Genomic DNA, 25,974 nt, shown 5'->3' with positions numbered 1-25,974 from the left:
GATTTTCATAATTACTTCTCTAAAGCTTCTAAATTATCAAACTCCGGACGGTGTTTTTTGGCTCTCGACCACATTAAATAGAAGGCCGGAATCACAAACAAGGTCAGAATTAAAGAGAAAATGGTTCCGCCTACAATCACAACGCCCATTCCGATGCGGCTGGTAGAAGCCGCTCCCAGCGATAATGCAATCGGTAACGCACCCAAAGCAATGGCTAAACTGGTCATTAAAATCGGGCGCAAACGCGCTTCCGAGGCTTGGATAATCGCTTCGTATTTCGGTAATCCTTGTTCCCGAAGTTGGTTAGCAAATTCTACAATCAGAATCCCGTTTTTCGTCACCAGCCCTATCAGCATTACCGTTCCGATTTGACTGAAAATGTTCCAAGTTTGACCAAACAACCACAGTGAAAATAATGCTCCGGCTACCGCCATAGGTACGGTTAAAATGATAATGAACGGATCGATAAAACTTTCAAATTGGGCCGCTAAAATCAAATAAATCAGCAATAATGCCAAGCCGAAAGCAAACGAAGTATTCGAACTACTCTCCACAAAATCGCGCGATTCTCCACCCAAATCGGTAGTGAAGGTATCGTCTAACACTTTGGCTTTGATTTCATCCATAGCTTCAATACCATCACCCATACTTTTGCCCGGGGCTAAACCGGCCGAAACGGTAGCCGACATATAGCGGTTATTGTGGAATAACTGTGGCGGGTTGCTTTGCTCTTCAACTTGTACCACATTGTCTAACTGAATCAGTTCACCTTTGTTATTTTTGACAAACATGGAGGTCAAATCCAAGGGTTCATCGCGGTCTTTTTCGTCAAATTGGCCAATCACTTGGTATTGCTTGCCGTTTTGCATATAATAGCCGAAACGTTGTCCGCTCAAGGATAATTGAAGCGTTTGCGCCACATCTAAAACGGAGATCCCTAAGCTCTCCGCCTTTTCACGATCGATGGTTACGTTGATTTCGGGTTTGTTGAATTTTAAATTCACATCCACGGTGGAAAATACCTCGCTTTTGTTGGCTTCTTCCATAAACTGCGGAATCTTTTCGCGCAATTTCTCAAAGTTCGGAGCCTGAATGATGTACTGTATCGGCAACCCGCCACGACGGTTTACAGCAATGGTAGGCTGTTCTGATATGGTTACTTTGGCTTCGGTATATTTTTTAGTCCATTTCGAAAAATCGTCGGCGATTTCTTTTTGAGAGCGTTCTCTTTCCTCCGGATTTTTAAGAGCCAAACGAATTCGACCCGTATTCACAGATGACGATAGAAACCCCGGCGATGTAATCACCAAAGCGATTTTTTTCTCCGGTATGCTGTCATTCATCAATTTTGACATGTCTTCCATAAATCGGTCGGTATAGTCGAATGTGGCGCCTTCCGGAGTAGTAACCCCAACAATTACCAAACTTCTGTCGTCATAAGGAGCCGTTTCTTTGGGTAAAATTTTGAAGAACAACGCAATCAACCCGAAACAAATGATAACAATAGGAAAGCTCAGCCATTTTTTTTGCATAAAACGTTCTAAAGCCGAGGCATATCCCTTGTTTAAGCCCTCAAAATACGGTTCGGTAAACGTATAGAATTTGGTTTTCTTTTGCTCGCCGCCTTTCATCAAATAGGCGTTCAACATGGGTGTTAGGGTAAGCGACACAAAGGCCGAAACCAAAACGGCCGCACCAATGACGACCCCGAATTCTCGGAACAGTCGCCCCACGAAACCTTCCAAAAAGATAATCGGTAAAAACACGGCCGCCAACGTGATGGAAATTGAGATTACGGCGAAGAAAATTTCATTAGAACCTTTGATCGCGGCTTCTATAGGCGACATGCCTTCTTCGACTTTTTTGAAGATGTTTTCGGTGACTACAATTCCGTCGTCTACCACCAAACCGGTGGCTAAAACAATCGCCAATAGCGTCAGCACGTTCACCGAAAAGCCACACAAGTACATGATGAAGAACGTAGCAATCAACGATACCGGAATATCAATAAGCGGACGGAAAGCAATAGACCAGTCGCGGAAAAACAAAAAGATAATCAAAATCACCAAGATTACCGAAATCAATAGCGTTTCGGCTACTTCCACTATCGATTTCTTAATAAAAACCGTATTGTCTAAAGCCACATTCAACTTGATGTCTTTCGGCAAATCTTTCTGGAATCCTTCGTATTGTTTGTAAAACTCTTCGGCTATCGCCAAATAATTGGTTCCCGGTTGTGGTACGATGGCCAAAGCTACCATTGATTGGTCGTTGGCTTTAAATTGGGTTTCCAGGTTTTCCGGACCTAATTCGGCGCGCCCCACATCACTTAAGCGTACAATTTTGTCGTTGTTGGCTACAATGATAATGTTGTTGAATTCGGTTTCGTTGGATAAATTTCCCAGTGTTTTTACGGTTAGTTCGGTATTGGCACCGGTTAATTTCCCGGATGGCAATTCGACGTTTTGTTTGTCTAAGGCCGTTCTGACATCGGAGACCGTTACACCGTATGCGTTTAGTTTTACAGGATCGAGCCAAATGCGCATGGCGTAACGCTTTTGTCCCCAAATTTGTACTCCGCTCACGCCCGGTATGGTTTGCAAGCGTTCGGCTATGACATTTTCGGCATAATCACTCAGCTCCAATACGCTTTTAGTATCGCTTTGAACGGTCATGGAAATAATGGCATCCGAATCGGCATCGGCTTTCGAAACTACCGGCGGCGCATCGATGTCTTGCGGCAGACTCCGAATGGCTTGTGACACTTTATCGCGCACATCATTAGCGGCTTCTTCTAAGTTTTTTTCGAGTTTGAATTCGATGGTAATGTTACTCGAACCTTGGTTGCTGGAAGAGGTAATATTTCGAATACCATCGATGGAGTTGATGGCTTTTTCAAGCGGTTCGGTAATTTGCGATTCAATAATGTCGGCGTTGGCTCCGGTGTAATTGGTTCGCACGGAAATCTGCGCCGGATCGATCGAAGGAAATTCACGCACCCCTAAATAGCTGTAACCGATGATTCCGAAGAGAATAATCAACAAATTGATTACAATGGTAAAAACCGGTCGCTTGATACTTATAGTGGATAAACTCATTGTAATTTGAGATTTGAGATGGTTGAATTTACTTGACTTTTACTTTAATGTCAGCTTCCTCCTTTAATGACATGACACCGGAAGTCAACACCGTATCGCCGATTTTTAATCCGCTGGTAATGACTACATCTTTATCGGTTCGTGTTAAGGTCTCCACTTTTACTTCTTTGGCTTTACCGTTGTTGGCAATGAATACTTTTTTACCGTCCTGAATTGGTATAATCGCTTCTGTAGGAATAATGATGGCGTCTTTGATGTTTTTCAAGGGTAATTCGATGTTGGCAAAAGTACCCGGCAATAACTTCCCATTCGAATTATCGGTTAAGGCCCTGATTTGTAACGTACGAGTGGTCGCTTCGATGGCAGGCTCTAAAGCATAGATTTTCGCCGTAAAGGTTTCCTTTACATTGGGAACCGTAAACGTAATGGTGTTGTTTTTACTGATTTCAGTAGCGTATTTTTCCGGAATCGAAAACGTGATTTTGAGCGGATTGGTACTCACCAACTTGGCAATTAATGTGGCCGGGGTGACATAGGTTCCGGGAGAAATGCTGCGCAGCCCGATTTTTCCTGAAAACGGCGCTCGCACCGTCGTTTTACCGATTTGGGCCTGTATCAATTGCGTTTGTGCTTTGGCCGTGCGATAATCGGCGCTGGCGATGTCATATTCTTCTTGGCTGATGGCTTCTTTTTGTAGCAACAATTTGGCTCTTCTCTCATTCTCGGAAGCCAAGCTTTCTTTAGTTTTGGCTTGTGCTAATTGGGCGCGTAGCTCGATATCATTGACTTTAAACAACACTTGTCCTTTGTTTACCGAACTGCCTTCGGTGAAAGCAATAGTTTCTACAATACCCGAAACTTCGCTTCGGATGTCAATTTGCTCATTGGCTTCAATGGAACCGGAAAGCGAAATCGTATTGGAGAAATCTTGTCCCTTAACGACATAAGCACTAACTGAAGTAGTCGGTTTTTTACCGTTTTTATCCTTCCCTTTGTCGTTCTCGGCTTTGTTTTTAGTGATTCTGTAGGCTATCATTCCGCCCAAAGCAATAACAATAACGGCGATGACTATGTTTTTTATTTTCATGAAAGATGAAGCGTGTAAGTTAGATGATAGTTGCTATTGCAAAACTAATTCTTACCAATGAAAGCGGCAGTACAGTTAATTTTTATTTAACACTTGTAGGTACAACTATTGATTAGCTGATGTAATTCCAGATATTTTTCTTTTTGGTCAATTCGATGAAAACCGCTCGAAGCGTTTGATGTTCGGGCAGTGCCATGGAAGCATCTTTTTTGAGTAGTTTTAAAGCTTCGTGGCGGGCCAAAAGCAAAATTTCTTTGTCTTTCACCAAATCGGCTATTTGTAAATTCAACACACCGCTTTGCTGTTTGCCCATAATATCACCGGGCCCGCGCAATTTTAAATCGACTTCGGCAATCTCGAAACCATCGTTGGTTTTGCACATGGTTTCTAAGCGAATTTTACTCTCGTTGGAGAGTTTGAACGAAGTCATTAAAATGCAATAACTCTGTTCGGCACCTCGACCTACGCGACCGCGCAACTGATGGAGTTGTGATAAACCGAAACGCTCGGCACTTTCAATAATCATCACACTGGCATTGGGTACGTTAACGCCTACTTCAATGACGGTAGTGGCTACCATGATATTGGTTTTGCCTTCGGCGAAGCGCTTCATTTCGGCATCCTTGTCGGCGGGTTTCATTTTACCGTGCACCATCGAAATGCTGTATTTCGGTAACGGAAAATCGCGGGAAATACTCTCGTAACCATCCATCAAATCCTTGTAATCCATGGTTTCACTTTCTTTGATTAACGGATATACGATGTAGATTTGACGTCCTTTAGCAATTTCATCTTTAATGAATTTCCACACTTTTAAGCGATTGCTATCGTAACGATGTACGGTTTGTATGGGTTTTCGGCCCGGCGGTAATTCGTCGATAACCGAAATATCCAAATCGCCATACAAACTCATGGCCAAGGTACGCGGAATAGGCGTGGCTGTCATGACCAAAATATGTGGCGGGATAGGAGCCCCACCAACCTCCCCGGCGGGGAGGCTTTCCAATATTGCGCTGATTTTTTCAATTACTTTATCTGTATTTCCAATAACTTCTTCATTACTAAATCGTATAACCTTAAAGCCTAATTCATTGAGGATTTGTGTTCGCATTTCATCTGCTTCTTTTTGTTCGATAGTGTTGTGATAGCCACCATCAACTTCCACAATAAGTTTCTTCTCAATACAAACAAAGTCAACAATAAACAAGTCAATGATGTGTTGCTTCCTGAATTTATACCCCAAATTTTTATTTCGCAAACATTCCCATAAGGTTATTTCTGCTTGAGTGTTACTTTTTTTATTCTGATTTTTAAGTTCTTTTAATAGATTATAGGTTGAAGGTCGAGCCGTTTTATATTTTTGAATCACTTTTTCAACTTCCTTCCTTTGGAAGGATTGAGGAAGGCTTCCTTTTTGCCACAACTTCGACCGTTGTTCCACTCCGAAACGGTGTTGTTCATCAATAATAGCCAAACCCAGTTGGTGAAACTGTACTTTATCTTCCAATAAAGCGTGTGTGCCGATAAGAATGTGCAATGTTCCGTTTTCCAATTCTTCATGAATGATTTTGCGCTCGGCAGCTTTGGTCGAACCGGTCAATATCTTGATATTGAGGTTTAAATCTTTGGCTAATTCGGTTAATCCGTTATAATGTTGGGTTGCCAAAATTTCGGTCGGAGCCATCATGCAACTTTGAAATCCGTTATCTAAGGCAATCAGCATTGCCATCAATGCTACTATGGTTTTACCCGAACCCACATCGCCTTGTAATAAGCGGTTCATTTGGGCATTGCTGCCCATATCATTACGAATTTCTTTGAGCACTTTCTTTTGCGCATTCGTCAGTTCAAACGGCAAGTGATTTTGGTAGAAATTATTAAAGTTTTCGCCAACCACGGTAAACGGATGCCCTTTAATTTTGTGTTTACGGATGAGGTTTTTGGTGATGAGTTGCAGTTGTATAAAAAACAGTTCTTCAAACTTTAATCGGAATTGTGCCTTAGCCAACAACTCCGGACTTTTCGGAAAATGGATGTTAAACAGCGCCGCATTTTTGGGAATCAGCTTTAATTCATCTAACAAATAGTGCGGCAAAGTTTCGATAAACTTGGCTTGGGTTTCCAAAAAAAGTTGCTGCATCATTTTATTGATAACCCGATTCGAAACACCGCGATTGGTCAAGGTTTCGGTGGATGGATATACCGGCTGTAAGGCCGTGCGCAAGCTTTGTTCGTGCTCGGTAAACAATTCCATTTCCGGATGCGCCATGCTGTATTGCCCGTTGAATTGGGTTACTTTTCCGAAAATTACATAAGGTGTGTTGAGTTTCAAACTATCGCGAATCCATTTGATTCCCTGAAACCAGGTGAGTTCCATAATGCCGCTTTCATCGGTAAACGTCGCCACCAAACGTTTTTTGGCTTTGCCGAATTCTACTGTTTTGACATGAACAATCTTGCCGATAATTTGAACCTCGGCCGGATTGTTATGGAGTTCTCTGATTTTATAATAACGCGTTCTGTCGATGTACCGATTCGGGTAAAAATTCAACAGATCTTCGTACCGGTGAATGCCTAACTCTTTGCGTAACAATTCACCGCGTTGCGGGCCGACGCCTTTGAGGTATTCGATAGGGGTTTGGAGAAGATTGTTGGACATCTCAGATTGTTAAAAACTATAGCGAAGATAGTTTTTTAATTTAAAATTGGGATACGCATAAAGTGTAATTCTGTATATTCGTAACTACTAATTCACACGAAATGCGCCTACTGTTTTTCCTTTTCATTACGGCTTTTACCTTTGCACAGCAAATCCAAAAGGTGGATTTCAAAACCGCTCGTGGTAATATCGTGATTTCGGCACTCGAACGCAAAGTTACCGGGACTGTTACGTATGTTTTTGAGGTTAAAGAGACGATTGATACCATCAAGATAGATGCGCAAAAAATGACGTTCTCCGGAGTTAAAATCAACGGCAAACCGGTTCCATTTGCCAATTCGGGAAAGTCATTAAACCTTTTTGAAGGCTTTAAAAAAGGAAAAAATACGGTTACGTTTACGTATGAAGCGTTTCCCAAACAAACCCTGTACTTTATCGGAAATCCTGTGCGGCAGGTTTGGACGCAAGGCCAAGGCAAATATACCAGTCATTGGTTTCCGAGCTTTGACGATGTGAACGAGAAAGTGGTGTTTCATTTGAATGTGGAATTTTTTCCAAAACAGGAAAAGGCATCTAATGAGGTCATCATTGCCAACGGGGTTCTAAAAGACCGACTCCAATTCAACAATCGCGAAATTTGGAAATACGAAATGCAAAAGCCGATGAGTTCGTATTTGCTGGCGGTAGCTATAGGTGATTTCAGAAACAAAGTGGTTGCTTCCCAATCGGGGATTCCGTTGCAACTATTTATTCAGCCGAAAGATACTGCCAAATTTGAAGCCACCTACCGTCATTCGAAGCGATTATTCGATTATTTGGAAAAAGAAATCGGGTTTAGATATCCATGGCAAATTTACAAGCAAATTCCGGTAGAAGATTTTTTGTATGCCGGTATGGAAAATACCAGCTGTACCCTTTTTGCGCAAGATTTTGTGGTGGATGACATTGGTTTTAACGACCGAAATTACGTCAATGTGAATGCCCACGAGTTAGCACATCAGTGGTTTGGCGATTTAATTACGGCAAAATCCGGGAAACACCATTGGCTGCAGGAAGGTTTTGCTACCTATTATGCCTTGTTGGCGGAGCGCGCCGTTTTTGGCGATGATTATTTTTACCATCAGTTGTACCGAACCTCTTTGCAATTGCGCAATGCCGCCAAAACCGATACGATTCCGGTAATGCATGAAAAAGCCAGTTCGTTGTCGTTTTATCAAAAAGGCGCTTGGGCATTGCATACGATTCGCGAAGCCATCGGGCCCAAATTATTCCAAAAAGCGGTCAAATCGTATTTGAAAAAGTATCAATATAAAAATGTAGAGACCGATGATTTTTTGGCCGAAATCAAAAAAGCGGCGCCTGCTTTCGATACTGAAAAATTTAAAAAAACCTGGCTCGAAGATCACCGATTTCAAACCGAAGAAGCCAATACTTTGCTCAAGAAAAGCAAGTTTATGCAAACGCTTTTCGAAGTGCAGCAGTTGCGTAAAAAAACGTTGGCCGAAAACAGACAACGTTTTGCCGAGTTGTTACAGTCAGCTGTTTTTTATCCGGTGAAAACCGAAATTATTTATCAATTAAAGGATGTTCCGTTTGAAGACAAAAAAGACTACTTGCAGCTGGCCTTATTAACCAACGATGTCAAAGTCCGCCAGGCGGTGGCCGAATTTACCACCGAGATTCCGACAGTGTTTAAAGCGCAGTACGAATCGCTTTTGGATGATGCCTCTTATGAAACTAAAGAAATTGCCTTGATGAATTTGTGGAAGAACTTTCCTGAGAGTCGCGATTTTTATCTGGCGAAAGCCAAAAATTGGACAGGCGGCAATGATAAGAGTTTGCGAATTTTATTTTTGACGCTTTCCCTGTTACATGATGCCAAAGAAAGTGACGAGAGTATTCATTATTATAACGAATTACTTGAATACACGTCGCCGCTTTACGAAAGCTCGGTCCGTCAGAATGCCTTGAATAATATCGTTCAGGTGAAACAACCGGTTGATATTCCGATTTTAAAAAATGTAATCAATGCCACTACACATCACAAATGGCAATTCACCAAATTTGCCCGTGACTACATTCGACAACTTTTGACAGTTGACAGTTACCGAAAGACCTTTGAAGATTTGTTGCCGTCATTGCCCGAGAACGAGAAAAATCAGTTGCAAAAACTTTTATCCGAAAAACCATGAGAGCATTAGTGATTTCAGGTGGCGGGAGTAAAGGCGCGTTTGCCGGTGGCGTAGCGCAGTATTTGATGCAGGAAAATGGCTGTGCGTATGATATTTTAATCGGCAGTTCTACGGGAAGTTTACTGATACCGCATTTGGCTTTGGGTGAAGTGAATAAAATCTATACTATTTATTCCAATGTCAATATGCGCAGCATTTTTGATGTGAGTCCGTTTGTAGTTAAAAATAAGAATACGCCCAACGAAACGGTTTCCATCAATCACTGGAATGTCATCAAGCAATTTTTCAAAGGAAAACGCACTTTTGGGGAAAGTCACAAACTTTTAGCATACATCAAGGAAAATTTTACGCTGGCCGAATTTACACTATTAAAGTCAACCGGCTGTGAAGTCGTTGTTACGGTGACCAATCTTTCCAAGAACGAAGTCGAATACAAATCGATAAAAGACTTCGATTACGACGAGTTTTGCGAGTGGATTTGGATTTCCTGCAACTACATTCCGTTTATGTCTTTGGTGACCAAAAACGGTTACGAATACGGCGATGGCGGATTTTCCAGTTTGGTGCCTATCCGCGAAGCAATTAAGCGCGGTGCGACCGAAGTAGATGTGATTATCTTGGAAACGGAAGTCCAAATGCGTCCGAAAAAAATTGGACGAAATCCTTTTTCCTTAATGATTGATTTGTTTCAAACGTTGTTGACACAAGTAGAAAAACACGATATTACCATCGGAAAATTAGCGGCTAAAAATAAGGATGCCAAACTCAACTTGTACTACACACCTACACAACTTACCGATAATGCACTCATCTTTAACAAAGACAAAATGAAAGATTGGTGGCACAAAGGCTATGACTACGCCAGAAACAAAAGCGAGTTTATGAGTGATAATTTGCCTTGATTTAAGGTTTGAATTTGATAATAAATTCGGTTCCGACACCCAAAGTAGATTTTACACTAATTTCGCCATCAATTCTTTCCACTAAGTTTTTCACTGTCGAAAGACCAATACCGGTTCCTACGTTGTTAAATCGGTCTACTTTATCCAGTATGGTAAACATCTCAAAAATTTCATCTATTTTGTCATTTTCTATGCCCATACCATTGTCTTTGATACTCAAATGGCAGTAACCGTCTTGGATGTCAGCATCGATGATAATGACAACTTTGGACTTGTCGTTGTATTTTATGGCATTGCTGATTAGATTCAGAAGAATTTGTTCGAAGTATGACTTGTAATTAAAGATTTCAATGTTGTTGCTTAAGCTGATGTCGAATTCTTTGGTCGGATTGAGTAGTTTGTTACAGTTTCTTACAATGCTGTTGATGGTAAAGAATTCTTTTTCTTTGATTGAAGCGTTACCGTCCTTGTACGTTTTTAAAGTAGCATCGATATAGTCTTTTAATTTTAAGGAAGATTCTTTGATGTAATCTATGTATATTTTGTTATCATCATTATACCTCTTGCTATACTCCTGTTGCAACAAATCGGTCAAACTCAGAATGTTGTTTAGCGGAGATTTCATATCATGTGAAATCACACGAGAAAAATGTTCTAAATTCTTGTAATTGGTGTTCAGGATGTTATTTCTTAAATTTAACTGATAATTCAGTTTTCTGAGTTCCAACAGCCGGACTACCTGTCTGCCCAGTGTTTTGAGGGCATTAGTTTGAAATTCATTGAGTTTTTTAGCTTTATTGTCTATTACACACAACGTGCCTAACGAGAATCCTTCCGCATCTGTTAAAGGGATTCCGGCATAAAAAACAATACTGGGGTCGTTAACCACCAGAGGCGAATTTTTGAAGCGCTCATCATCTCTGGCGTTTTCAATCACAAAAAGAGAATCACCCTGAATGGTATGGGTACAAAAGGAAACATTTCGTGGTGTTTCTTTGATAGATAGTCCGTGAGTCGACTTAAACCATTGTCGATTACTATCAATAAATGAAATTAATGAAATAGGGGTATGACATATTTCAGAAGCCAATTTGGTTATTTCATCAAAGTCACTCTCGTTTTTAGTGTCAAGAATTTTGTAGTCCTCTAGCACTCTCAGACGTCTATTCTCACGAAGGATTTGCTTTTCCATTTTCATAAAAAAGAGATTTAAACAAAATTAAGGCTAAATTTTAAAGTAGTTTATTAAAATTATTTTAAACTTCTCAAAATAAATTTGTAAAACATTACTTATATTTGATTTTAATTTATAAGATTTTTCAATGCTTGTTAAAGTTTTCGGAAGCGCTGTTTTTGGAGTGGAAGCCACGACTATCACAATTGAAGTGAATATTGATAAAGGGGTAGGTTATCATTTGGTAGGTTTGCCCGACAATGCTGTAAAAGAAAGCAGTTATCGTATTGCGGCCGCTTTACAAAATAACGGCTACCAATTGCCGGTAAAAAAAATCATTATCAACATGGCTCCGGCCGATTTGCGAAAGGAAGGCTCCGCTTACGATTTATCGCTAGCCATAGGAATTTTGGCGGCTACCGGACAAATCAAAGCAGCCGAAATTGAAAAATATATCATAATGGGAGAATTGTCATTAGACGGCAGTTTGCAGCCCATAAAAGGCGCTCTGCCCATAGCTATTAAAGCCAAAGAAGAAGGATTCACCGGTTTTTTTCTGCCGAAACAAAATGTAAAAGAAGCGGCTATAGTAGCAGGATTGGACGTGTATGGTGTTGACAATGTGTTGGAAGTGATTGATTTTTTTGAGGGTAAGGGAACGTTAGCACCTACAGTTATCTCAGCACAACAAGAATTTACTGATGCAACGGAATTTCACGAGTTTGATTTTGCGGATGTGAAAGGACAAGAGAGTATCAAACGCTGTATGGAAATAGCAGCGGCAGGCGGACATAATATTATTTAAATGGGTGACAATTATATTTGCCCTATCAAGAAGTAATTGTTAAACATTATTTAACCAGCTTTTTGAAGAAGTAGAATAATTTTGTCACCCTAAATAAAGTAAGTATGAAAGCAATTCTATTGGTACGAGTTAGTACAAAGGTTCAAAACTATGAAGCACAAACACAAGATTTAATTCAATATGCCAAATCCAAAGGGTATACTGAATTTAAAATTATTGAAACCAAAGAAACTGGATTTGCAAATCTTGAAGTTAAACAAGGTACAAATGAAATGTTCAAATTCTATCAAGATAATCCAGATTACAATACAGTATTTGCAACCGAACTTTCAAGAATTTCAAGAAGGCAATCTGTATTGCATCAGATTAAAGAATGGTTTGTAAAAAATAAGGTTCAGTTTTATTTGAAAGATACCAACTATTCTTTGTTTGATGATAATGGCAACGTATCACCAGCTGGTGATATTATGTTTACACTTTATGGATTCTTTGCAGAACAAGAAATGGCACAAAAGAAAAACCGTTTCAAGCGTTCCAAAGAATTGCTTATGGAACAAGGTTATTCAATTGCTGGAAAAACACTTTTCGGTTATAAAAAAGTTATGGGTGAACTGAAAAAAAACACCCTATCAGAAGATGATTTCAATGCTGATATTGTCAGAACTATTTACAATTGGTATTTAAACGGAATTGAAAACAAGGTTAAGAACCCTTCAATTAAAACCATTACACTTGAATGTATCAAACGAGGTTTTCCAGCCTATACACATTCAAAACGCAACGTAAATAAACTACTTAAAGAAGAAGGTTATACTGGCTTTAAAATCTCCAATAACAAGCGTAAAAATCCAAACTATACTGGTGAAAAGAATGAAGAAAAGTACATTGTAACCAGTTTCAAAATCAAATACCCACAAATCATTGACCGAGATACATTTGATTTGGTTCAAAAGAAACTTCTATCAAATAATACCAATGTTGAAAAGAGTTCTAAACACACAACATTGTTGGCAAAGCTTATTAAATGTAATTATTGTGGTAGTCATTTCAACGCAAATTATCGAATTGTAAATGGTCAGAATAAATCAACCTACAGATGTAGTTCTCATTCGAGTGCTAAACCTTGTGGTAATACACAAACCATCAGTATGGCAATGATTGATTCAGCAATTTGGAACTTGATTAAAACTGATTTGGAACTCTTAGCTGAACAAATAAAAATCAATGACCCAGATGCTGCTGAAACCAATTACAAACAGCATCTTGAAGCTTTGCTGAATAAGAAGGATGAACTTCAAAACGAATATGATAATGAGTTAAAAAGTCTTGAAATCATTAAGAAAGCTAAGAATGCAAACGTTGGTGATTTCCTTTTAAGATTTGAACAAAACACAACAAAGATTGATAAGGAACTTGGCAAGATTGATAAGGAAATTTCAAAGGTTAAAATGCTTTTGAATGTACAACAAAAGGAAAATAACGATGTTGTAAATGTGATTAGCAAGAATCTTGATAAAATTGAATCTTCAAAGGAACTCTTAAAAGATTATATCAATTTGTTTGTTGATTACATTAGAATAGAATTGCATAATAACAAGTATACAATTTTGAATGTGGTTTTGAAGAATTATAGCAAAGTTGAAAAATACTATTTCAAAAATTCAAATGACTATATTCAAATTGATGATGCCGAACTTGAAGAACTGAATTCAATTTTGTTGGATAAAAGTCAAACGCTGTCAATCAAAATGTATAAATCAACCAAAAGATTTGTTCCAACTGGGAATAATTCAATGAGAATTGGAAGGTTTTCTTTTCCAATCCCAGATATGATAAGGGAAATACAGAATGTGAATAAATTTCCAATCTTGAAAGAAGTTAAGAGGGTTGAATTTTCTAAATTGGGGGTGTATTAAACACCCCTTTTTTTATGTATGCTTTAATCGATTGCAACAACTTTTATGCAAGTTGTGAAAGGCTTTTTAAACCCCATTTGAATGGTAAACCAGTTGTGGTTTTATCCAACAATGATGGTTGCGTTGTTGCACGTTCTAACGAAGCCAAAGCTCTTGGTATCGCAATGGGTGTTCCAATATTCCAAATCAAAGACCTTGTTGAGCAGCATCAAGTAAACGTCTTCAGTTCCAACTATGAATTGTATGGTGACTTATCTAACCGAGTAATGAATATTCTATCAACCTATTCACCCCAATATGAAATCTATAGTATTGATGAATGCTTTTTGAAGTTTGAAGGATTTGAAAAATTCTTTGACTATCAAGAAATGGGTTTGGATATGAAAAACAAGGTTCAGAAATGGGTTGGTATTCCAATTTCTGTTGGTTATGCACCAACAAAAGCACTTGCAAAGGTTGCCAATAAGATTGCAAAAAAGTTTCCAGAAAGAACCAAAGGTGTTTACATTATTGATACAGAAGAAAAAAGAATCAAGGCTTTAAAATGGACTGAAATTGGTGATGTTTGGGGTATTGGTAGACAGCATACCAAACGATTAAAAGCTTTGGGTGTAAACAATGCTTATGAGTTCACCCAATTGGGTGATGAATGGGTTCGCAAAAATATGACCGTACAAGGGTTAAGACTTAAAAATGACTTGTTGGGGATTCCTTCAATCCAGATGGAAGATGTCAAGGATAAAAAGAATATTGCTTGCACCAGAAGCTTTGAAAATATGCTTGATAATTTTAGCGATGTTAGTGAAAGAGTAGCAACATTTTCAGCTAATCTTGGTGAAAAACTAAGAAAGCAGAACAGTCATTGTTCTATGATTAGTGTGTTTGTTCTATCGAACTATCATAGAAAAGACTTGGAACAACACAGAGCCTTTATAAACATCAAAACGGACTTTCCAACCAACAGCACCCTAGAGATAAATAGACTCGCTCAAATCGCCTTAAAATCGATTTATAAGGATGGTATTAAATACAAGAAAGCTGGTGTGATTGTTTCAGCTTTAACACCAGCTGATGAATTTCAATTGAAAATATTTGGTGGTGAAAACCCTAAACATATTGACCTTATGAAAGCCATCGATAAGACAAACAAAAAAATTGGTGGCAATGTAATTAGGTTTGGCAACAATGCTTTCGGAAAACGCTGGAAAATGCGTCAAGAACATCTATCAAAATGCTACACAACAAGAATCACAGATATACTAACTATTAAAATGAATTAGTTATGATAAATGATATAAATAAACAAATTGAAAAGTTGTTTGATTCTAAATCAAAAGATAATAAACAACAAATCCAAATTGAAATTTACCATTTGGTAAACTCAAGCAAATTCGATAACGATTCAGCAGTTGATTTGCATATTAAAAACGCCATTACAAAATCAATAAATGAATATGTTATAAATTCTAATGATGAGAATAAGCAAAAAGTGTTAGATAACTTTAAGTATTTAGGTAATTAGAATGTGTTTTTTTATGGCTCAAAATCAACCAATGAAAAAGGTTGAAGAATGGTTTAATGCCAAAGTTGATAATCCTGATGAATTTCTTCAATCAGATTATATTGTTGGATTCGATTATAAAAATGTACCAATCATAACAAATGAAAAACCAAAAATAATTTCGACTGATTATCATTGGGGTTTAGTTCCTTCTTGGTCAAAGGATATTAATTTCAGAAAAAATACTCTTAATGCACGAATTGAAACCATTGAAGAAAAACCAAGTTTTAGAAACATCGGAAGTAATCGTTGTTTGGTGATTGCTAGCAGTTATTTCGAATGGCGTTGGTTGGATGAAAAGGGAAAACAAAAACAGAAATATCAAATCCATAATTGTGATTCAGAAATATTTGCTTTTGCTGGTCTTTATGATAGTTGGATTGATAAAGTATCTGGTGAAATCTATCATAGTTTTTCAATTGTCACAACAGAAGCTGACCAACAAATGAAATACATACATAATCATAAGGGTAGAATGCCAATTATGTTGAACATCGGTGATGAATCATCTTGGTTAGATTTTAATAATTCAGTTGATGAATTTTCATTTCCAAAATATCAACCTAGACAGATTGGATTTAAAGTTTAAAAACAGTTTTTGAATCTATAAAAGTAACTTCTACTTTTGTTCCATTAAACTTTGATAAAATATTATACTTTTCATTTCTGAGTTCTACTTCATTTTTGCCTTTTGTATACAAAGCATAGAATAAAGTATTATGGTTTTCTTTTAAAGCGTTTATAATATGTTTATCAAATTCACTTAAAGAATTTCCAAAAATTAAAATAGGTGCATTGGCATCCTTAAGTTTTCTTAAGCAGAATGATAAATAAAAATTTTCTTTAATTGATTTTAGTTTCAATTTAGAATCACCTTCAGTTATAAATGTTGGAAATCTATCAGAATTTATTTCAAAAGATATTAAATCTATAAGTTCTTCATTATTATTTTTGATTAGTTTTATGTCATTCCCGTCCTCTTTAAATAGAAATAACGCTCCGTGTAGATAATATATGTGTTTATAAGTTTCCTTTTGCTCATCCATTAATTGTTTAAAACCAACTGGGGCATAATTACCAAAAAAATAGTCTTGATAGGAAATATAATCTTTTATTGTTTTTGCTTTTTTAATATCAACACTTTTCATTACAATGTGATATAAAAATAAATCATAGTTTGTTGTAAAAATGTTATTGAAATTATGTAATTGTTTAGCTATATTTTCAAGTTGTGTAAAATCAACTTCATTTGCTTTAGGATGAACTGAATTGATAGTTTTTATTAACCCAAATTTTAGAACATTTAATGATTCATTCAATTGGTTACATTCAATATTTAATGATGAATTTATAATTTTAGCATATTCCATATATTTTTGTATTTCTTCAAAATTATATGTTTCAAACTCAGGTATAAGTTTTGCTAAATCTTCATTACAATTATCCAAAAAAATTTTAAATAGTGACTTGTAAGCAAAACTTTTCGAGAATTGTAATGTAAAACCATTACCTAAAAGTAAGTCAGGATTCAATTTATCTTTATATAATTCCCAACTAAATATACCATTACTAGCTAATTCTTTTTCGTTTAACATATCAATAAATATAGATTTCAACATCTTTATCATCAACAATCACTTCACGAATTTGGTTTTCTGAAATAACGTTTAAAATCAGATTTAAAACACTTTCTTCATTCAAATTGTAATCAACTTCATCAGTTGTATTTTGGTCAAAATGCAGCGTTATAAATGTGGTTGAATCAATTCTGTCTTGTTCTGAATCATCAACATAATCAGCTTGATTATCCAGTTCACCACCAAAATATTCGATATTGCATAAGTTATTATGAACTAATGAATTAATCAGTTCAACTACATTTGGATTAAATGGTAAATCCAATTTCGGTGTAGATAAAATAAGTGTGTGTGTTTGTGTTATCATTCCCTAAAAATAAGTTACGAAAAGTAAGAAATTAAATTGATTTAAAAAAGTCATCAAGTGCTTTTATAAATTCCTTTTGGTTCTGTTTTGCTTTGTAAATCTGAAAATCAATCATCATTCTTGTTACTTCATCTTCTGTTGGTTTTTCATTTGGTAAATCTTCTGGTTTCATTTTAGTTAAGTTTAATTAGTTTGTTTGTTGTTATGTTAAATGGCACAAATGGTTTTAAAACCTTTTCATTGTAACCCATTGTTGTTACTGGTGCATTCATATATATTGTGCTGTAATATGTTTGTTTATCCAGCCGCTGAAACATACAGTTGCCATCGGTAAAAAAGAAAAACAGTATTGGTTTATGATTCGATTTATCTGATTCTTCAAGAACAGCATCAACTTTCTTCTTTTCAATTATGGTCTGGGTGTATGCAGTTGTTGCTAAATCTCGGCACTTGACTTCAAATACATATTCGTTACCAGTTTTACCAGTATAATACCCTTCTACTCTGTCATAACCATCACTTTTTGTGAATACATAGCTTGTAATCCCGAACTGTTCAAATAAGTTGGTCATCTTTTGTCTTTCATTGTCACCAGCAGCTTTAAAATAATCCATATTCGTTGTTTAATAATAAATATCACGGAAATTTGAAAAAGACAGCTTTTTGATAAAAAAAAATTAAAAAACCACCAATTTCTTGGTGGTTTAATGGTGGTATATCGGTAAAAATTATTGAAGGTCACATTTATCTACAAAAGTAAGAGCAGAAACCCTATTTGCATTACACTTTAACTGTACATTTAAGCTACACCGTTTAATTCCGCTAAAAATTCATCATCCCAGATTGCAATAACATCATCTTCAATTTCAGTACTGTCATTTGAATCTTCAACAAGTGTTTTAACGTGCAAACTTGGGGTGATTCCAAACATACTTTGTGTTTTTTGTTGGAATACATCAATTATTGTTTGTATTTCGGATTCTTTGCATACAAATGAATCGTGAATTGTAAATGGTTTAACCCCTAATTCACCCAACGCTGGCAAAATAACACTAATGATTGTTGTTGATTCAATGGTTGATAGCTTATTGGCAATAACCGCATTGTTTTCAGCGTTATTTTCATTGATATAATTCATAATGTTTGGGAATAAGTGACCGAAAAACTCTTTGATTTTAGGGAATGAACCAGTTTTACTGAAAAATATCTTGAATAGGAATCCCTTCATATCTTTTCTGGTCTTGAATTTACCGCTAAACTCTTTGTATTGGTCAGCTAAATATTCGTAAAAAACACCATCAACAACCAGTTTACCATATTTTTCAAGTTCATCAGCTGGTATTGCATTTTCAACCTTCAACAAACAGTATAAAAAATATGGTTGACTGTTTTTTATATCGATGTTGAATAGTTTTTCATCACTAATCAAAAACTGTCTTAAACCAGTTGGTAGATTGGTAAGGTTAGTATCAAGTCTACCATTGGTATCATTTCGCTTAAAATACAAATAGCCATTATTGATGCAAAGTATTTTGAAGTGTTGGGTGGTGAATCGGTGTAAGATATTATGTAATTCTTTGCCGAACATTAATAATCTACCTCTGTTTGATTTCCATCTACCCTTACAGTCAATTATATCTTTAATCTCGGATTCATTTAAGCCTATTTTATTGTTGATTACAAGTAATTTGATACTTGTTACTGCTTCATTATAAATGTATTCGTAAGCAGCTTTATAATCGATTTTGAATGTATTGAAATAGTTGGTTTTGCTGAACTCTAAACGTTTTTCAAAGAACTTTCTATTTTCTTTTTCAAGTAGTTCAATTCGCTTGTTGATGTTTTTATCAGTTATGGTTACAACAACTTTTTTTGATAGAAGTTCTGGGTTTATCTTATAAGACTTAGAAAATACACCAACATAATAATGTGGGTTAACATCAATTATTTTGTTTTCTACCAAGAAATTTAAACCAGCTGTAATTGAATTGCTATCAGCTACTAGTTTTTTAATAACGCTATTTGGTAGTTCAACATAGCCATAAATTTTTTGTAATTCTGTTTTGTAGTTCACTTGTTTACGGTAAATAAGGTCAATAATACAGTACAAGTCATCTTTGCGTTTGTACTCTAATTTGTCAAGTTGTTCCTTTACAAGTGAAGGGATGAATCTTGTGAATTCTTTCTGTTTTTTTGGTTGTTTTTTCAATTTGGTTAATAATTATTCTCACGTTATTCTTCTTGGCTCTCACTTGGTGTGAGAAGCTGGGCAGTATGCCTACTGTTTACCCCAGCACCCAAGGCAATCATTTCTGACTACATTAATAAATATCCCGACTTTCTAAGAAATTCAAAATATTTTCAAAAATTTACTAAAATCTTTAAAAATAGTCAATAGCTAACTAAAAATAAATTATTTGAATCTCTGTAAGCACCAGTAAAATCAATGCTTCACAGAGTTTTTTATTTAATTTCAGAAACATAAAGAGAGTGTTAGCTCTCGGGCGTCGAGAACGATGTTCTCTTTATGTTTCTGAAATGCACTACTGAAACCTTGTTAACCCCTATCAATAAAGGGCTAACAAGGTTTTTGTTTTTTCACACTTTACTTCAATTTTATAGAAACTATGATTTGGGAAAACCCCAAATCAAATGAATAAAGAACGATTTAAGGAAATTTATACCCACACACTAAAATGGGAAGGTGGTGATAAACTTCACAATGTAGCTGGTGATAGCGGTGGATGGACTAAATACGGTATCGCCTACAATCACAATAAAAAGCATTTTGAATCATTAGATGAATTCAAGGAAATGACACTTGAAAAGGCATCAACTATTGCCTATCAAAATTATTTTAAGCCATTGAATTTAGAATTAGTACCAGAAGACTGTCAAGCAATGTATTTTGATATGGCTTTTAATATGGGTGTTAAGACTGCAATCAAATGTGTTCAGCGTGCATTGAAATTAACAGCTGATGGTATCATTGGTGAAAAGACAAAAGCAGCAATGGAACAACTTGATAAAGAACAATTGTTTTATCAACGAATGCTTTATTATCAGAAAATTGTTGAAAATGATAGAACACAAAATAAATTCTTGAAGGGTTGGAAAAACCGTGCTGAATATTTTTTAAAGAAGGATATTTAAGATGAAGAAAGTTTTAATCCTAATTGCAATATTTCTTATTGGATGTTCATCAAAAAAGAACACATATAAATTTGATTCAAATCAAAAGTTTGATTCAATTTCCTATCAATCAGAACGAATAATTTATCCGAGTTTAAAAGATACTGTTTATATCAAATCACCTTGTGATTCATTGGGTAATTTAAGACCGTTTAAGCAATCTTTCACCACAACACAAGGCAAAATATCAATTGAAGGAAAAGATAATCAGATAACAGCTAAAATTGATTTAAAGGGTACATCAACAACCGAGATAAACACCAACAAAACTTCAAAAGAAAAAAGCAAATCTGAATCAAAATCTGAAAAGATAGTTGTTGTAAATGATTGGAAATTGATAATGGCTTTGGCTTTATCAATACTGTTGAACATTGTGTTTATAATCAACAAAATCAGAGCGTTTAAAAATCCCTAATAATTATTAGGGAACACTTTACTTACCCACCACCAGAAGTATAATTCAACTGTATGAAGGGAATTATATATATAACTGGTGAAATAGGTGTTGATACCACATTGAATGATGTTGTTCAACAAGTAAAATCACAATCATTAGCAACAGAATACTTGGTAAAAATCGATTCAATCGGTGGTTATGTGGATTCTGGGAATGATATATATAACTACTTACTAACTCTGGGAAAACCAGTTTCAACATTTACCACAAAAGCTTACAGTATTGCCTCAAAAATTTTTATGGCTGGTTCAACTAGAATCATTCCAGAAGGTGCTAAAGATGCAATTATGATTCACTTGCCTTGGATGGAGGTACAAGGCACTCATCAAGTGATTTCTGACTATCTAAAGGACTTAAAAGCTATTGAAGATGATTTAGTTGATTTCTATTCAAAGGTTACTGAAATCGATGAAAAAACAATTCACTCTTTACTCTCAAATGAAACTTACCTCGATGCAACCCAAGCCTTTGATTGGGGGTTTGCAACACAACTTCAACCAGCACAATTAGCGGTTGCAAAACTCAAAAATAACATAGAAGAAAAAGAAGAAAGTTTAATGGATAAACTTAATCAAAAGATTGACAGCATAATGAATATGCTGACTGGTAAAAAACCAGTATTCAAAGCAGAATTAATATTACAAGATGGAACAAGCGTTTCAATTGTATTCCCAGATTTAACTGAATCTGATACACCAGCGGTTGATGATATGGCAATGGTTGATGGTCAACCAGCAGAAGGTGAATATACAATGCCAGATGGCACAATCTTCAAATTTGAAATGGGTGTTTTAACTGAAATCGTTCCACCAGTTCAAGAAGAACAATTACAAGAAGAACCAGTTCAAGAAGATTCAGCAGAACCAACTGCAATTGAATCAGAAGTTGAAAACAACGAATCAAGATTGGTTGAATTAATTGAAGTGTTGGCAAAGAAAAATGAAGAATTAGAAGCAAAATATTTGGCTTTAGCAAAACAAGTTGGTTCTGATTTTACAAGTCAAAAAACTGAACCAGTTAGTTCAATTCAAAAGGAAAATATTGAAGGTGTTAGAACCTTTTCAATCAAAAGAAAAAAATAACATAAAAAAAGAAAACTATGAAATAAACAATGGCAAATTTCAATTTCGATAACGTATCGTTATCACCAAAAGAAGTTACTGAATTAAGCAAATGCATTTTTGAAACAGCATTTACTAACCCAGAACTTGCACAAATGCACAAAATTGAAGAAGGGATTGATATGAAATCTCAAATCTTACTTTTTTCTTCAATGGGTATGCAAGGTTTACCAGCCAATGGTACTTGTACACCACAAGATTCAGATGCTGGAATTGTGGCAACTCAAAAATATTGGGAAAATAACAAAGTAGAAGTTAGAATTCCTTACTGCAAAGAAGACTTACCAGCTTTATTGAAAGCATTCGGTCAAAAATCAAACAAATATGATGTTGAAGCATCAGAAGAAGTGAAAATGTTATCATCAAGACTTTTAGAAGCAATTGATGAAACAGTTTTAAGATTGACTTGGTTTGGTGATAAATCAGCTGCTAATGTAGCATCTGGTGGAACTATTGCAAACTCTGTAAATAAAGATTACTTCAAATCAGTTGATGGTATCTGGAAACAAATCTTTTCTGGTGTTACAGCTGGTGAAATTCAAAGAGCAGTTATCGCTGCAAATACTGGTACAACTTATACCGCACAAGAATTAGCTGCTGGTGAAGCTTTAACAGCAATGAGAAAAGTTTACAATCAAGCTGATTCAAGATTGAAAAATCATCCAGATGCAATGTTTATCGTAACACAATCAGTTTATGATAATTTCTTAGACAAATTAGAGGATGCTGGTCTTAACGCTGTTGGTCAATTAGCTATCAATGATGGTGTGATGACTTACAGAGGTAGAAAGATTGTTGTTGCTGATTTTATGGATAGAATCATAACATCTTCACTTAACAACGGTACAAAATACAGCTATCCAAATAGAATTGTATTCACCGTTCCTTCAAACATTCCAGTTGGTACATTGGATTCTGGTGAATTCAAAGAATTGGCAATCTGGTATGACAAAACTGATAGAAAAGTTTACACAGAAAACATTTTCAGTTTAGATGCTAAAGTACTTGAAGGTTACTTAATCTCTGTAGCATACTAAAAATACAAAGTAATGGGTGCTTTTTAAGCACCCAAAGCTTTACAAAATAACACAAAAGATAATACTAACTTTAAAATGTCTTGTATTGAAAAATTAACTCACAATATAACATACGGTTGTAACACATCATACCCAGCACAAGGTGGTTTAGATGGTGGTAGAGCCGTTTTAATTAACCGTGCTGATATTGATGTAACATCATTAACTAGAAGCGGTGCAACCGTTACCAATCTAAGTTTGGTTTCTGGTGCTACAGCTTATGAAATCAGCTTTGTTAAGCAACTTTCAAATACTGCAAATGAATTTACTGTAAACGATGGTTTAGATACTTTCACTCATAGCTTTATTGGTAGAGTTTATACTCAATCAGCTACTGATGCCGAAATTATCCAACAATTATCAAAAGGTGAATTTGTAGCGGTTGTAGAAACTAAATGGAAGGGTGCTAGTGCTGCTGATGCATTCAAAATCTATGGTTTAACCAATGGGTTGAAAATGTCAGAAGGTAGCCAAACTACACTTGAAAATGATGGTTCATTCTTGTTCACTTTATCAAGTGTAGAAAACTTTGGTGAACCATATCCATACAATGTTTATTTGGAAACAAATTACGCAACAACTAAAGCCAAAGTAGATAACTTATTCCAATAAGATACTTTACTTGAAGCAATCCTAAAGTATAATTAAAGGTAGATGGTGTTTAGCTATCTACCTTTTTTTATTAGAAAAAATCAAAGATTAATATGAACATAGAAAGACTAAAATATTTGCTTGAAATTCCATTGGATGAAATCCAAAACAACAAGGATTTGAAAGCCGAATTAATCGAATACTACAAGTTTATATTCAACACTTCTGGGTGTTCAACTTGCAAAGATAAATTTCCATTATATCACAAAAAATTGACTGAAAAAGGATTGGAAAAATTTAATGTTTTAACCAGCGGAAATTTCAAATTAAGAAATGATGTTGGACTGGTTGAAATGGAGTTTGGAAGCGGTCAATTTCTTTCACAAGCAAATGCAACTGATGAATTATGTATTGCTTTTTTAAGAATCAATCCAAACCGTATTTCATTGTTTGAAAGATACCCAGAGAACTGGAAAATATTAATCGAAAATAACATTGTGGAAAATGAGAATGATTAATGAAAGTAAAACTAATTGATGTTGATAATAGATTATCGATTAAATATGACCAAGTAAACGGTATTCATAATTGGGGTGATGATAATTGTTATCCACAACTGATTTCAACCCTTATAAACAGTTCTGTTACAGCCAAACAATGTGTTGATATAAATTCAAAATACATCTATGGTAAAGGATTCAATTTTACCCAAAACATTGTAGATAAAAACAGCCTTATTATCAATAAAAAAGGTCTTAATATCAATCAGCTATTAAGAATCTGTTCCAGAGAATTTTCAAAGATTAACAACTTGTTTCTACATATCAACTATAATGCTTTATATGAAGTAATAAGCGTTGATTTGGTAAATTCTGAAACAGTTAGAATTGGTAAAATAGATTCAACTGGTTATAACGGTAAATATGTTGTTTATAATAACTGGGATAAAAAGAAAACTAAAAAGATTGATAAGAATGATTTCATTGTGATTGACCGATTCAATCCAAATCCAGCAATTATTGAAAAACAAGTTGAAGCTGCTGGTGGATGGAATAAATACAAAGGTCAAATCTTGCACATAACAGCTGATTTTAATGAACTATACAGTTTATCGGATTTAGATTGTGTATTGTATGATGCTAATTCAGAATTTGAAGCTTCAAAATTTAAAAATACTGGTCTTAGAAAAGGTTTTTTTGGGATGAAATTCGTTCATACCAAACCATTTGATGATGAAGATGAAGCCAAAGAATTTGAAGAACTTATTCAAGCTTCAATGGGTGCTGAAAATTCAACAAGCGTAATATTGGTTGAATCAAAACTTACTTCTGATATTCTGAAAGATGAAATATACATACAAGATATTGATTCCAATATTGATGATAAAAAATTCCAAAGTACAGAAGAATCAACTGCAAGAAACATTAGAAAAGCTTTTGGTGTTCCATCGATTCTAATTGAAGATTCTGACCATTCTATTTTCGGTCAATCTGGTGCTTTACTGAAAGAAGCTAAACTTACACATTGGGAAAATAAAGAAGAAGAAAGAAACATTGTTTCTGATGCATTTCAACTTGTATTCAAGAATTTCCATAAACCAATCAACCCATCAAATGATTGGACTATTACACCAATAATAACGCAATCTAACACCCTTTAAAATGAATAAAATCTTATTGGCATCCGAAATATCAAACTACAAGGATATAGGTCAGAAAATTGATTTAAATAAGGTTAATACTATCATTGAAGAAGTTCAAATTACCAATCTTAAAGAAGTATTAGGTGACAAGTTTTATTTCGATTTGATAGGTAATCTTGATAATCCAAACTATCAAGATTTATTATCTGGTTCAACCTTTGAATATTGTGGTGTTACTTATCATCAAGATGGGATTAAAGCATTATTAGCTGATTATTTTATGGCTAAGTATGTTCTTGTAATCAACACCAATTTCACACCATTTGGTGCTACTGTAAAACAATCAAATGATTCAGAGCCAGTAGATAGAAATTCTTTGAAGGATTATTCAAATTTTCAATCACAATTAGCTGGTTCAAGACTTGAAATAATCAAGCATTATTTGAATGCAAACCCTTCAATATTTCCTAACTGGAACAATAACATTTCAACTTCTGATTACGGTTTGATTACTGGCAGAAGATTTAGATTTAAGAAATTGTAATGCAAATTTTTCA

At 35.4% G+C, this 25,974-nt stretch carries 23 protein-coding genes and 1 pseudogene; 15 read left to right on the top strand and 9 right to left on the bottom strand.

All coding sequences use genetic code 11. The features are described 5' to 3' along the window. Positions 1-11 precede the first annotated feature (11 nt). The 3 genes from QHT84_RS07770 to QHT84_RS07760 all read right to left on the bottom strand — a co-directional run bounded on the left by QHT84_RS07770 (position 12) and on the right by QHT84_RS07760 (position 6,844). A complete protein-coding gene (locus QHT84_RS07770) occupies positions 12-3,098 on the bottom strand; it encodes an efflux RND transporter permease subunit (RefSeq protein WP_283238992.1) in 3,087 nt (1,028 codons plus the stop codon). A 28-nt stretch (positions 3,099-3,126) separates the two neighbouring features. Next, positions 3,127-4,185: an efflux RND transporter periplasmic adaptor subunit gene (locus QHT84_RS07765; protein WP_283238991.1), complete on the bottom strand. Its 1,059-nt coding sequence runs from the start codon at positions 4,183-4,185 to the stop codon at positions 3,127-3,129. A gap of 112 nt (positions 4,186-4,297) precedes the next feature. Continuing rightward, positions 4,298-6,844, bottom strand: a complete 2,547-nt coding sequence (locus QHT84_RS07760; RefSeq protein ID WP_283238990.1) for a DUF559 domain-containing protein — start codon at positions 6,842-6,844, stop codon at positions 4,298-4,300. A gap of 101 nt (positions 6,845-6,945) precedes the next feature. On the opposite strand from QHT84_RS07760, the gene QHT84_RS07755 reads away from it, so the two are divergent. Further along, on the top strand, positions 6,946-9,036 hold the full coding sequence (locus QHT84_RS07755) for a M1 family metallopeptidase (protein WP_283238989.1): 2,091 nt from the start codon (positions 6,946-6,948) through the stop codon (positions 9,034-9,036). Then, entirely contained in the window at positions 9,033-9,938 is a 906-nt protein-coding gene (locus QHT84_RS07750) for a patatin-like phospholipase family protein (protein ID WP_283238988.1), read from the top strand. The genes QHT84_RS07755 and QHT84_RS07750 overlap by 4 nt, the downstream gene beginning before the upstream one ends. 1 nt (position 9,939) lies before the next feature. Here QHT84_RS07750 and QHT84_RS07745 read toward each other — a convergent pair whose 3' ends face one another. Continuing rightward, on the bottom strand, positions 9,940-11,130 hold the full coding sequence (locus QHT84_RS07745) for a sensor histidine kinase (RefSeq protein WP_283238987.1): 1,191 nt from the start codon (positions 11,128-11,130) through the stop codon (positions 9,940-9,942). A 130-nt stretch (positions 11,131-11,260) separates the two neighbouring features. On the opposite strand from QHT84_RS07745, the pseudogene QHT84_RS07740 reads away from it, so the two are divergent. The 5 genes and pseudogenes from QHT84_RS07740 to QHT84_RS07720 all read left to right on the top strand — a co-directional run. Continuing rightward, a pseudogene (locus QHT84_RS07740) lies at positions 11,261-11,914 on the top strand (magnesium chelatase domain-containing protein); the annotation flags it as partial. A gap of 107 nt (positions 11,915-12,021) precedes the next feature. Beyond that, positions 12,022-13,833 carry a recombinase family protein gene (locus tag QHT84_RS07735; RefSeq protein WP_283238986.1) on the top strand — a complete coding sequence of 604 codons (1,812 nt, stop codon included), beginning with the start codon at positions 12,022-12,024 and terminating at the stop codon, positions 13,831-13,833. A 14-nt stretch (positions 13,834-13,847) separates the two neighbouring features. Then, positions 13,848-15,113, top strand: coding sequence for a Y-family DNA polymerase (locus QHT84_RS07730; RefSeq protein ID WP_283238985.1), 1,266 nt, complete (start codon positions 13,848-13,850; stop codon positions 15,111-15,113). Positions 15,114-15,115: 2 nt separating this feature from the next. Then, on the top strand, positions 15,116-15,355 hold the full coding sequence (locus QHT84_RS07725) for a hypothetical protein (protein ID WP_283238984.1): 240 nt from the start codon (positions 15,116-15,118) through the stop codon (positions 15,353-15,355). A 1-nt stretch (position 15,356) separates the two neighbouring features. Continuing rightward, positions 15,357-15,983, top strand: a complete 627-nt coding sequence (locus QHT84_RS07720; RefSeq protein ID WP_283238983.1) for an SOS response-associated peptidase — start codon at positions 15,357-15,359, stop codon at positions 15,981-15,983. Here QHT84_RS07720 and QHT84_RS07715 read toward each other — a convergent pair. The 5 genes from QHT84_RS07715 to QHT84_RS07695 all read right to left on the bottom strand — a co-directional run bounded on the left by QHT84_RS07715 (position 15,973) and on the right by QHT84_RS07695 (position 19,547). Beyond that, positions 15,973-16,989 carry a DUF4917 family protein gene (locus QHT84_RS07715; protein WP_283238982.1) on the bottom strand — a complete coding sequence of 339 codons (1,017 nt, stop codon included), beginning with the start codon at positions 16,987-16,989 and terminating at the stop codon, positions 15,973-15,975. The genes QHT84_RS07720 and QHT84_RS07715 overlap by 11 nt on opposite strands. A gap of 1 nt (position 16,990) precedes the next feature. Next, a complete protein-coding gene (locus QHT84_RS07710; protein WP_283238981.1) occupies positions 16,991-17,338 on the bottom strand; it encodes a hypothetical protein in 348 nt (115 codons plus the stop codon). Positions 17,339-17,369: 31 nt separating this feature from the next. Next, complete coding sequence (locus QHT84_RS07705; protein WP_283238980.1) at positions 17,370-17,510, bottom strand: hypothetical protein; 141 nt, start codon at positions 17,508-17,510, stop codon at positions 17,370-17,372. A 1-nt stretch (position 17,511) separates the two neighbouring features. Continuing rightward, positions 17,512-17,952, bottom strand: a complete 441-nt coding sequence (locus tag QHT84_RS07700) for a hypothetical protein (RefSeq protein WP_283238979.1) — start codon at positions 17,950-17,952, stop codon at positions 17,512-17,514. Between the two features lie 185 nt (positions 17,953-18,137). Beyond that, on the bottom strand, positions 18,138-19,547 hold the full coding sequence (locus QHT84_RS07695) for a hypothetical protein (protein ID WP_283238978.1): 1,410 nt from the start codon (positions 19,545-19,547) through the stop codon (positions 18,138-18,140). A gap of 443 nt (positions 19,548-19,990) precedes the next feature. On the opposite strand from QHT84_RS07695, the gene QHT84_RS07690 reads away from it, so the two are divergent. The 8 genes from QHT84_RS07690 to QHT84_RS07655 all read left to right on the top strand — a co-directional run bounded on the left by QHT84_RS07690 (position 19,991) and on the right by QHT84_RS07655 (position 25,961). Beyond that, a complete protein-coding gene (locus tag QHT84_RS07690) occupies positions 19,991-20,491 on the top strand; it encodes a glycoside hydrolase family 108 protein (protein ID WP_283238977.1) in 501 nt (166 codons plus the stop codon). 1 nt (position 20,492) lies between these two features. After that, the gene (locus QHT84_RS07685) at positions 20,493-20,945 is read left to right on the top strand and encodes a hypothetical protein (RefSeq protein ID WP_283238976.1); all 453 of its coding nucleotides are present in this window, start codon (positions 20,493-20,495) and stop codon (positions 20,943-20,945) included. A 53-nt stretch (positions 20,946-20,998) separates the two neighbouring features. After that, complete coding sequence (locus QHT84_RS07680) at positions 20,999-22,069, top strand: Clp protease ClpP (protein ID WP_283238975.1); 1,071 nt, start codon at positions 20,999-21,001, stop codon at positions 22,067-22,069. Positions 22,070-22,098: 29 nt separating this feature from the next. Further along, a complete protein-coding gene (locus tag QHT84_RS07675; RefSeq protein WP_283238974.1) occupies positions 22,099-23,145 on the top strand; it encodes a hypothetical protein in 1,047 nt (348 codons plus the stop codon). Positions 23,146-23,220: 75 nt separating this feature from the next. Continuing rightward, on the top strand, positions 23,221-23,796 hold the full coding sequence (locus QHT84_RS07670; protein WP_283238973.1) for a hypothetical protein: 576 nt from the start codon (positions 23,221-23,223) through the stop codon (positions 23,794-23,796). Between the two features lie 92 nt (positions 23,797-23,888). Beyond that, positions 23,889-24,293: a hypothetical protein gene (locus QHT84_RS07665; RefSeq protein WP_283238972.1), complete on the top strand. Its 405-nt coding sequence runs from the start codon at positions 23,889-23,891 to the stop codon at positions 24,291-24,293. After that, positions 24,293-25,435 (top strand): phage portal family protein, encoded by a 1,143-nt coding sequence (locus QHT84_RS07660; RefSeq protein ID WP_283238971.1) that lies wholly within the window; start codon positions 24,293-24,295, stop codon positions 25,433-25,435. The genes QHT84_RS07665 and QHT84_RS07660 overlap by 1 nt, the downstream gene beginning before the upstream one ends. Position 25,436: 1 nt before the next feature. Beyond that, on the top strand, positions 25,437-25,961 hold the full coding sequence (locus tag QHT84_RS07655) for a DUF6712 family protein (protein ID WP_283238970.1): 525 nt from the start codon (positions 25,437-25,439) through the stop codon (positions 25,959-25,961). Positions 25,962-25,974: the final 13 nt, after the last annotated feature.

This window comes from Flavobacterium sedimenticola (genome assembly GCF_030053345.1).
Lineage (GTDB): Bacteria > Bacteroidota > Bacteroidia > Flavobacteriales > Flavobacteriaceae > Flavobacterium > Flavobacterium sedimenticola.
This window is presented reverse-complemented; position numbering and strand designations above follow the sequence as displayed.

Excerpts from the sequence above, each read along its gene's own strand:
- QHT84_RS07770 (WP_283238992.1), bottom strand. The coding sequence starts at position 3,098 with ATGAGTTTATCCACTATAAGTATCAAGCGACCGGTTTTTACCATTGTA.
- QHT84_RS07765 (WP_283238991.1), bottom strand. The coding sequence starts at position 4,185 with ATGAAAATAAAAAACATAGTCATCGCCGTTATTGTTATTGCTTTGGGC.
- QHT84_RS07760 (WP_283238990.1), bottom strand. The coding sequence starts at position 6,844 with ATGTCCAACAATCTTCTCCAAACCCCTATCGAATACCTCAAAGGCGTC.
- QHT84_RS07755 (WP_283238989.1), top strand. The coding sequence starts at position 6,946 with ATGCGCCTACTGTTTTTCCTTTTCATTACGGCTTTTACCTTTGCACAG.
- QHT84_RS07750 (WP_283238988.1), top strand. The coding sequence starts at position 9,033 with ATGAGAGCATTAGTGATTTCAGGTGGCGGGAGTAAAGGCGCGTTTGCC.
- QHT84_RS07745 (WP_283238987.1), bottom strand. The coding sequence starts at position 11,130 with ATGGAAAAGCAAATCCTTCGTGAGAATAGACGTCTGAGAGTGCTAGAG.
- QHT84_RS07735 (WP_283238986.1), top strand. The coding sequence starts at position 12,022 with ATGAAAGCAATTCTATTGGTACGAGTTAGTACAAAGGTTCAAAACTAT.
- QHT84_RS07730 (WP_283238985.1), top strand. The coding sequence starts at position 13,848 with ATGTATGCTTTAATCGATTGCAACAACTTTTATGCAAGTTGTGAAAGG.
- QHT84_RS07725 (WP_283238984.1), top strand. The coding sequence starts at position 15,116 with ATGATAAATGATATAAATAAACAAATTGAAAAGTTGTTTGATTCTAAA.
- QHT84_RS07720 (WP_283238983.1), top strand. The coding sequence starts at position 15,357 with ATGTGTTTTTTTATGGCTCAAAATCAACCAATGAAAAAGGTTGAAGAA.
- QHT84_RS07715 (WP_283238982.1), bottom strand. The coding sequence starts at position 16,989 with ATGTTAAACGAAAAAGAATTAGCTAGTAATGGTATATTTAGTTGGGAA.
- QHT84_RS07710 (WP_283238981.1), bottom strand. The coding sequence starts at position 17,338 with ATGATAACACAAACACACACACTTATTTTATCTACACCGAAATTGGAT.
- QHT84_RS07705 (WP_283238980.1), bottom strand. The coding sequence starts at position 17,510 with ATGAAACCAGAAGATTTACCAAATGAAAAACCAACAGAAGATGAAGTA.
- QHT84_RS07700 (WP_283238979.1), bottom strand. The coding sequence starts at position 17,952 with ATGGATTATTTTAAAGCTGCTGGTGACAATGAAAGACAAAAGATGACC.
- QHT84_RS07690 (WP_283238977.1), top strand. The coding sequence starts at position 19,991 with ATGAATAAAGAACGATTTAAGGAAATTTATACCCACACACTAAAATGG.
- QHT84_RS07685 (WP_283238976.1), top strand. The coding sequence starts at position 20,493 with ATGAAGAAAGTTTTAATCCTAATTGCAATATTTCTTATTGGATGTTCA.
- QHT84_RS07680 (WP_283238975.1), top strand. The coding sequence starts at position 20,999 with ATGAAGGGAATTATATATATAACTGGTGAAATAGGTGTTGATACCACA.
- QHT84_RS07675 (WP_283238974.1), top strand. The coding sequence starts at position 22,099 with ATGGCAAATTTCAATTTCGATAACGTATCGTTATCACCAAAAGAAGTT.
- QHT84_RS07670 (WP_283238973.1), top strand. The coding sequence starts at position 23,221 with ATGTCTTGTATTGAAAAATTAACTCACAATATAACATACGGTTGTAAC.
- QHT84_RS07665 (WP_283238972.1), top strand. The coding sequence starts at position 23,889 with ATGAACATAGAAAGACTAAAATATTTGCTTGAAATTCCATTGGATGAA.
- QHT84_RS07660 (WP_283238971.1), top strand. The coding sequence starts at position 24,293 with ATGAAAGTAAAACTAATTGATGTTGATAATAGATTATCGATTAAATAT.
- QHT84_RS07655 (WP_283238970.1), top strand. The coding sequence starts at position 25,437 with ATGAATAAAATCTTATTGGCATCCGAAATATCAAACTACAAGGATATA.